The 2,829-nt window shown below is 57.3% G+C and carries 3 protein-coding genes; all 3 read left to right on the top strand.

Features of this window, described 5'->3' with window-relative positions:
* Nucleotides 1-22 precede the first annotated feature (22 nt).
* A complete protein-coding gene (hflX, locus tag Q0341_RS00690) occupies nt 23-1,171 on the top strand; it encodes a GTPase HflX (protein WP_299509863.1) in 1,149 nt (382 codons plus the stop codon).
* A 56-nt stretch (nt 1,172-1,227) separates the two neighbouring features.
* A complete protein-coding gene (gene hflK, locus Q0341_RS00685; protein WP_299509861.1) occupies nt 1,228-2,613 on the top strand; it encodes an FtsH protease activity modulator HflK in 1,386 nt (461 codons plus the stop codon).
* A gap of 11 nt (nt 2,614-2,624) precedes the next feature.
* On the top strand, nt 2,625-2,829 hold a 205-nt coding region (locus Q0341_RS00680; RefSeq protein ID WP_366522657.1), incomplete at its 3' end, for an SPFH domain-containing protein.

Here is a 2,829-nt window from a genome sequence, read left to right as displayed (position 1 = left end):
CAACCAACCCGCGCCGACCTTACTGGTCGGCGTTGACTTTGGGCTGCCCCATTTTGATGCCGACCTGCAGGAGTTGGGTCTGCTTGCGGAATCGGGCGGCCTCAAACCCGTTGCTCGACTGACTTGCAAGCGCAAGGCACCAGACCCTGCGCTCTTTGTGGGCAGCGGCAAAGCCGACGAAATCAAAGCGCTGGCCCTCATGCACGGTGCCGTGGAGGTGGTGTTTGACCAATCGCTGAGCCCTGCACAGCAGCGTAATCTGGAGCGCCACATTGGCTTGCCGGTGAACGATCGGACCTTGTTGATTTTGGAAATTTTTGGCCAGCGTGCACGCAGCCATGAAGGCAAACTGCAAGTCGATTTGGCGCGTCAGCAATACCTGAGCACGCGTTTGGTGCGGCGTTGGTCGCACTTGGAGCGCCAAAGCGGCGGCATCGGCATGCGCGGTGGCCCGGGTGAGACCCAAATTGAGCTGGACCGCCGCATGATCAACGATTCGATCAAGCGCATCAAAGAGCGATTGGTCAAAGTTAAAAAGCAGCGCAGCACGCAGCGTCGCCAGCGCGATCGGCGTGACACTTTCAACATCTCATTGGTGGGCTACACCAACGCCGGCAAGTCAACCTTGTTCAATGCCTTGGTCAAGGCCCGCGCTTATGCGGCTGACCAACTGTTTGCCACACTGGACACCACCACGCGCCAGCTGTACTTAGGGGAGGCCGGCCGTTCGGTGTCTTTGTCGGACACGGTGGGCTTCATCCGCGACCTGCCACACGGTTTGGTGGAGGCCTTTCAAGCCACTTTACAAGAGGCCACAGACGCCGATTTGCTGCTGCATGTGGTGGACGCTGCCAACCCGGACTTTCCGGAACAAATGGCCGAGGTGCAAAAAGTGCTGGCCGAGATCGGGGCCGATCAGGTGCCGCAGTTGTTGGTGTTCAACAAGTTGGACGCCCTGGCCGCGGAGCGCTATCCCTTGCAAATGCAAGATGTGTACGAGCTCGATGGTGCGCCTGTACCCCGGATTTTCCTGAGCGCGCAAAGTGGCGAAGGCTTGGCCTTGTTGCGCTCGGCCTTGTCAGACCGGGTCAAGCTCGCCTTGCCTGCATCTGTTCCATCGCCGAATGATCCCCGTGACTTGAACCGGGAATATCCCGATGCGTTCAATTGATGGGCCTGTAAATTAGGCACAATGTTGTTTTGCCATCCTGACAAAGACAAAGAACCATGAATTTTCACCTGCCAGCCCTGAGATGGTCCTTGCTTCCGGCCAAGATTCGAGGCATGTTCAATCTCAATGACCCACGTTGGGGTCGTGATGATGACAAATCTTCCAATGACGCTGGCAGCAAGCCTGAAGGTGAAGTACCGCCCAGCGCCAACCCGAGGCCCGATTCGTGGCAGCAGCAACCTGGCCGTGGACAGCAACAACAGCAAAATGGCCCGCCCGATTTGGACGAGTTGTGGCGTGACTTCAACCGCAAGCTCGGTCAGATTTTTGGCGGCAAAGGGGGCCCAAAGCGGCCTCAAGGCCCGGGTGGCTCTGGTGGCGGTTCGGGCGGTCCCGAGATTCCTGCTTTCATCAAGAACCTGGGCATCGGGGTCATCCTGGGTGCGGCTTTTTTGGTGTGGCTGGCCACAGGCTTCTTCATTGTCCAAGAAGGTCAGCAAGCTGTGATCACCCAGTTTGGCAAATACCATTCGACGGTGAATGCCGGTTTCAATTGGCGCTTGCCTTACCCAGTGCAACGCCACGAATTGGTGTTTGTGACCCAGATCCGCTCGGTGGACATTGGCCGTGACAACATTGTCAAAGCCACAGGCCTGCGCGAGTCGGCCATGCTGACCGAAGACGAAAACATCGTCGAAATCAAATTTGCTGTCCAGTACCGCCTGAACGATGCACGGGCTTACCTGTTTGAAAGCCGTGACCCCACCCAAGCGGTGGTGCAGGCGGCCGAGACCGCTGTGCGTGAGGTGGTCGGCAAAATGAAGATGGATTCGGCTTTGGCCGAAGAGCGCGACCAGATCGCCCCTCGCGTGCGCGAAAAAATGCAAACCATCCTGGACCGCTACAAAGTGGGCATCGAGGTGGTGGGCATCAACTTGCAACAAGGTGGCGTGCGTCCCCCTGAGCAAGTTCAGGCGGCATTCGACGATGTCTTGAAAGCCGGCCAGGAACGTGAACGTGCCAAGAACGAAGCACAAGCCTATGCCAACGATGTGGTGCCCCGCGCTGTGGGTACGGCTTCACGGCTGAAAGAAGAGGCCGATGCTTACCGTGAGCGCATCGTGGCGCAAGCCGAAGGTGATGCACAGCGTTTTCGGACCATCTTGCCCGAGTACCAGAAGTCGCCCCAAGTCATGCGTGACCGCATGTACACAGACACCATGCAGCAGATTTACGGCAATGTGACCAAGGTGTTGGTGGACAGCAAGTCCGGTTCCAACTTGTTGTACTTGCCACTCGACAAAATCATGCAACAAGTGACACAGGTGGCGCCTCCTGCCATGGATGTCTCTTCGCCAACGTCGGGCAGCAACACGGCCAACGGCTCGGTCGACACACGGTCCCGGGATCTCGAACGTTCGCGCAGCCGCGATCCACGCTAAGGAATAAAAAAATGAATCGCATCGGATTGTTGTTTTCCAGTTTGCTGGTGGTCTTTGCACTGCTCAGCTCTACTTTGTTCGTGGTGGATCAGCGTCAGTTTGGCGTGGTCTATGCCTTGGGTCAGATCAAGGAAGTGATCACCGAACCTGGCTTGCACTTCAAGCTGCCTCCGCCGTTGCAAAACGTCAATTACATCGACAAGCGCCTGCTCACGC

This window comes from uncultured Limnohabitans sp., from assembly GCF_937889215.1.
GTDB lineage: Bacteria > Pseudomonadota > Gammaproteobacteria > Burkholderiales > Burkholderiaceae_C > Limnohabitans_A.
This window is presented reverse-complemented; position numbering and strand designations above follow the sequence as displayed.